At 36.3% G+C, this 5,699-nt stretch carries 2 protein-coding genes; both read right to left on the reverse strand.

Annotated elements, in window-relative coordinates; genetic code table 11:
* On the reverse strand, positions 1–4,090 hold a 4,090-nt coding region (locus Q0K35_RS09230; protein ID WP_294562481.1), incomplete at its 3' end, for a SpaA isopeptide-forming pilin-related protein.
* Positions 4,091–4,263: 173 nt separating this feature from the next.
* On the reverse strand, positions 4,264–5,217 hold the full coding sequence (locus Q0K35_RS09235) for a hypothetical protein (RefSeq protein ID WP_294562482.1): 954 nt from the start codon (positions 5,215–5,217) through the stop codon (positions 4,264–4,266).
* Positions 5,218–5,699: the final 482 nt, after the last annotated feature.

Genomic DNA, 5,699 nt, shown 5'->3' on the forward strand with positions numbered 1-5,699 from the left:
CATTGTTGACAGATACAACGATATTTTCATCATGGGATTGATCGATACTGAAGTCGTATTCTTTTTTTTTTTTTATATAGGCACTATTTGTAGACAGCTCCTTCAGATAATAATTTCCTACAGGAAGTCTAGGCACATTGACAAGATGACCTTCTTCATCGATGCCCGCAGTGGCTACCAGCGTATCCGGTTCAATTGCGGCATTGCCCATATGATCATAGGTATCATCTCTGGTAAAAATGCCATAAATAACATCCTTGTAAGCATCAGAATATTCAAGATAGCCTTCTTCGAATGTCTTGGTAAAGTCCAAGTTATAAGAAGGAAGATCATTGACCAGTGTTGATTCGATCAGCTGTACTTCCGTGGACTGGCTGTCATTGATTTCAAAGTAATGTTTTTCGGTATCTGGAATATATCCGATTGGTGTCTTTGTTTCAACATAATAGTAAGATCCGACCAGAAGATTCATGCTTTCCACTGCTTCCCAGTGACTTTTTAGTGTCTGAATCGCTTCATCCTTCTTGTAATAAATGTGGTTGCCGATCGTGATGTCTTCGGCGGCATAAATCGTGATCTCAGCACCTAAAAGATTTCTTTCTTCAAACACCGGTGATTCAACGATACCCAATTCTGTTATTTCAGTCACTGTGTGTGTAAAGATCTTACCGGTCTTGTTCCATACAAGCCTTCCAACGATAAGATCATCCAACATTTCAATTTTCTGAATTTCTCCTGTTGCGGATACTGTAAATTCAATCGTTTCGCTGATGGCAAAGCCATAAGGTGCTGATTCTTCAATCATGAGATAGCTCTTTCCAACCTCTAAACCTTTGATCAGATGCGGTTTATCCGTAGATACATAGTCATCAATAATTTTATTTGTTTCTTTCTCCATAACAAGGATATGCGCCCCTGCCAGTTCTTCCACAAATGTTAGATTTTTCTTAGAAAGTTCAATCTTTGTGATCGCATTGATATCAGTGAAAGAGTTGTTGATTATCGTAATCGTCTGTGCTTTATATTTAGTATCAATATCAAAAACGTTATCTGATAACACATAACCCGCCGGTTGTTTGATTTCCTTGACATAGAAATGACTTTCTTCATCCAAAGAAATAGGAAGATCTGCTTTAAAAGACAGCTTGCCATTTTCATCTGTAACAGCTGTTTCGATCAATGTATCAGCAGAAAGAAGGATTGCATCATCAAGCATGAGATCTGTTTTGGTATATAAGCCGTAGACAGCACCAGCTAACAAGGTTCCTTCATCATCTTTCTTCGTAAGTTCTATATTTACTTTTTGGCGATCATTTTTAAAGCTGATCTCTGCTGATACGACTTCTGCTTTCTGATCTTCATATTCCAGTGTCACTTTCTGAATTTCAGTATTCAGTACCATACCATTCTGTACCTTGATTTCTTCTATACGATACTCTCCTAATGGAAGCTTGCCGGATTTGGCAGAACCATCTGTACCGGTCGTAATCGTTTCAACCACTTCGTCTTTTTCGTATAGAACGGTGCCATCATTGCTTGGATCCATGATATCTGTATCCGCAATAATTTGGAATTCTGTATCTGATTGTGCATCAGACTCATAAATAAATGAATAGCTTCCATCATTATTTTGATGTACACCGCTAAAGACTTCACTTTCTTTATATACTGTGATCTCTCCTTTAACAGAAATATCTTCCATCTCAACCGTGATCACAGGGGTAACACCATTTTCACCGATTTCATAGACGCCATTTTCTGAAACTGTAAATTTTACAGGTTCAATATTCAGTACATAACCATTTGGTGCGGTGATTTCTTCCAGCTGATAGTTACCATACATCACAACATCATTTAAATAAACGATACCCTGATCCGTGGTTGACCATGTGTCTACGTTGTGAGGAATAGGGAACCAGACGAATTGAGTTAAATACTCACCGGTATCAAGATTCTTGATCTTGAAGGTCGTATTTGGCAGCAATACCGTCTTGCCGGTTTCAGAATCTTTCTTCACGAGCTTTAGCATACCTTCAAATGGCACATCATTCATGATGATCCAAGGCTGAGGTTCATCACTGTCTTCGGTGATCGTAATGATGAAATCTTCCACCGCCTCATGTTCATCCGGTTTCTTTGTTTCCCGTACTACATATGTACCATAAGGCAACTTTTGAGATACCAGATATCCTTTTGAATCAGTCACTGATACATCATAAGCAGGGGCTGCATCCCAGCCTAAGCGATCTACATCGGACTTCAGCTTGGCTGTAAATCCAGCACCTTCAAGTGTTGGTACTTCGCCCGTTGATCCATTAGAACCAATCTTGATCAAGCTATAAGCCTGTTCATTTGGCTTATCTTTGTGCTTTACAGATACACTCACATTTGGTGTATTCTGATCTGCATACTCAACATCAGCTTGTACGTCCACAGTATTCACAACGACCGTACCATTACTTGTCACTTCATGGACGTCGTAAGATCCTAGATATAGATCAGTCCATATGATCTTGCCATCAGCATCTGTCTGTTTTGAAGTATTTGGAATCAGTGATCCCGCACTGTAGAGAACAGATCCATCCGCAGGATTTAAGATATTCTCATGAGCGTGAAGCTCATAGGTAACGCCATTCAAAACAGCATCGCCAGTCATGCCTGATTCTGTATCATCAAATTCTTTCTGAAGTGTGATACTTCCTTTAACTCTTGTATTGCTAATATCGATCGTATAGGTCTGGTTATTTTCAATTACAGCGATCGGATTGCTTTCGCTTACGTTGACTGTATAGCCATTCGGTGCAGTTTTTTCTTTGACTTTATATGTTCCGTAATCAAGAAAATCTGAAATTGCGACACCTTCAGAGTTAGTCATAGTGGTTTGTACAACCTGATTACTGGTATTCAAGATATCAAACTGAGTACCTGCTTTTTTTACGGTTTCACCCGTTTCAGCATCTTTCTTTACGACTTGGATCTTTCCTTGCTTCCAATCATTCGTAGCACTAAAATAAACTGTTTCATTCGGTACGATTTCTATTGAGCGGATCGTACTGTCAAGGATCAGATGTTCAGGCACAGAAGTTTCCTGAATGTAAACTGTCTGTGGCAACAGCTCATTGATCGTTACTGTACCATCCTTTCCCGTTGTATAGGTTCCGATTGGATCATTCATATCTGCATTGTAGCTGATCTTAAAGGATGTATTTGGTACAAGACTATTTCTATCATCTCTCTTTGTGATAGTTAAGCTTCCATATTTATTCACTTTTATAGTAAGAAGTGCAGAAGCTGGATCTGTTATCTTTACTGAAGATATAGCCTGAGAATCTTTTGATTTTACCGCAAACAAACTCCCTAACGCACTTTGATCGATATTACGAACAAGTCTTATCACAGAAGTATCTGATGAAGCAGTTGTTGCCGTTACCTTAAATTTATTTCCGTTTTTTGATATCTCAAGACCGCTTGCGGAAGTCATTGTAAAATACTGAAGTACACCATTCGTATCTTCTATTTCAATTGACTCGCCCACATTTAATGTATAATGACCACCATTAAATGAAGGTACAGTTTCCATCGCATTCACTTTTGCCATTACAGAATCCTGCCATGCTTTCTGACTCACTCTTGTCGGATATCGACTGCTTACATAGAAATAAAAATCATTTCCGGCTTTTGTACCAATCGTTTCCCAAATTAAATTCTGTGTCAGAACATAATTGTCATAAGTCGGATTTACACGATATCCAAAATAAGCGATATATGCCAACTTTTTACCTGATTCACGGCTATAACCAATATCTTCAAATGTATATTCTGTATTTGATCCAACCTGTGCTGTCTTACCCGGTTCAATACACCAAGCCACTTCACCATCTATAGTAAGAAATGCGGGAATACCAGTACCCCGTAAACGATGCCAGCTTTGGATTTCAGTTGGAAAAGATTCATTAACATTGTGTGTGGCAGCATATGTCGGAATATGCCATTTAGGTAACATTATCCCAACGGATAATAAGCTTGTTATTAAAATAAAACGTATTTTCTTTTTTAGTTTTATAATTAATGAAGTATTTTTAATTTTCATAATTTTTCCCTCCTACTATTTTATATGCACTCCGATTGCAAAAAGGAAAAAAATATTACAAAATTATCAAAAAAATTTATCTGTTTCAAAATAAAAAGCTGTCTGATACGATAAAACAGTAAAACAGATCATAAAAAAAGAAATATGATTGTCTTCATATTTCTAAAAATCATTTAATATATCAATTCTACTGCATACCATAGTTCATCACAACCATTCGAACAACGAACACCAAAAACAGATACATTTTTCCATAATCCCCACTTTTGCCAAGTTTCACCATTTAATTCATACTGAATATCTGTTGATTTTGCAACTGCATCATTCCAATGATTAAATAGAAGTTCACTTCCTTCATAATAAGTAGTCGTATCGTTGACGACAAACTTATGCTGATGAGGCATTGGTGCCGGCTCTGGCTGAATCGGCTGAGTAGTCACTGATCCATGGCTGCTGTTTGATGAAGCATTTGAATTTGCTGCTGATGTAGCGCTGTTTAAACCAAAAGTTGATTCGCTGTTCTTTGGTGAATCATTTCCCATAGTATCTATCACCGGAATGATCTCTTTAGGTTTTTCATCAATTTGGATCACACATTCTTTTTCTGTCATATTTTCATATTTATCTTTTGCGATAAATGTAACGGGATATTTTCCCACTGTATCAAAATCTACCTCACCTTCCACTGTAACTTCAACAGCAGATAAATCCTTTACTTGAAATAATTTTGTAAGATCGGTTGATTCTCCCTGAATGAGAATGACCTTTTCAGTAAAATTCACAAATTCAGGTGCCGTCGTATCCTCGATATTCACCTTTACATCCTCGGTTTCATCTTTATATGAAAGCGATAAAATATAACTGCCAACCTCCAACCCTGTACCATCTGTATCAAGCGGTTCATTTTTTTTGTTGTTTCCTTCTGCGATAAATACCTTAACAGAAGTACCATGTAGGATATCCTCGGCAGTATCTTCAATTAAATAATCTTTTGGATCAAGTGATAATGGATCACCGTATTCAACTGTAATTTCAGTTTTCGCAAGCTGAAGATCATCAGCAGATGAACAGGCTGCCGTTGATAATAATATGGCTAAAGATAACATGCCATACATCTTTTTATTCATGTTTTTTCCTCCTTGTATCTTGATTTGGTAAATAAGTTCTTTTCTTTTAATAATTATCCGATATATTTTAGAGAAGAGTATAGCTTGAATCATGATTTATATAAGATAATATTATAGTAGCGATAAAGAAACTTCAAGAATAAATGATCAAATATTTATATGCCACCCCCTACTATTCTTATATGCATCAAAACCCTGAAAAGGAAAAAAATTAGAAAATTTATCAATGTTTTTTTATTGTTGTGTAATAAAGAACATTATATAATATCGATGATAAGATATCTTCATCAACTATTTTCAAGATAAAAATTGATGTGTAATAAGAAAGAAGGAATTTTATGGAAGTATTTCAAATAATCAAGAAGATGGAATTTTATGAACATGAATTCACATTTAATGGTAATGTATATACTTTAGAAATAGAAGGTTCTTTTTATAAATTATTATGGAATCTTGATATGATCATGTATTTTTTCTTTTCG

The sequence above is a fragment of the uncultured Traorella sp. genome (genome assembly GCF_944327115.1).
GTDB lineage: Bacteria > Bacillota_I > Bacilli_A > Erysipelotrichales > Erysipelotrichaceae > Traorella.

Bases quoted from the DNA above. Each gene is read 5' to 3' on its own strand.
- Q0K35_RS09235 (WP_294562482.1), bottom strand. From the start codon at position 5,217: ATGAATAAAAAGATGTATGGCATGTTATCTTTAGCCATATTATTATCA.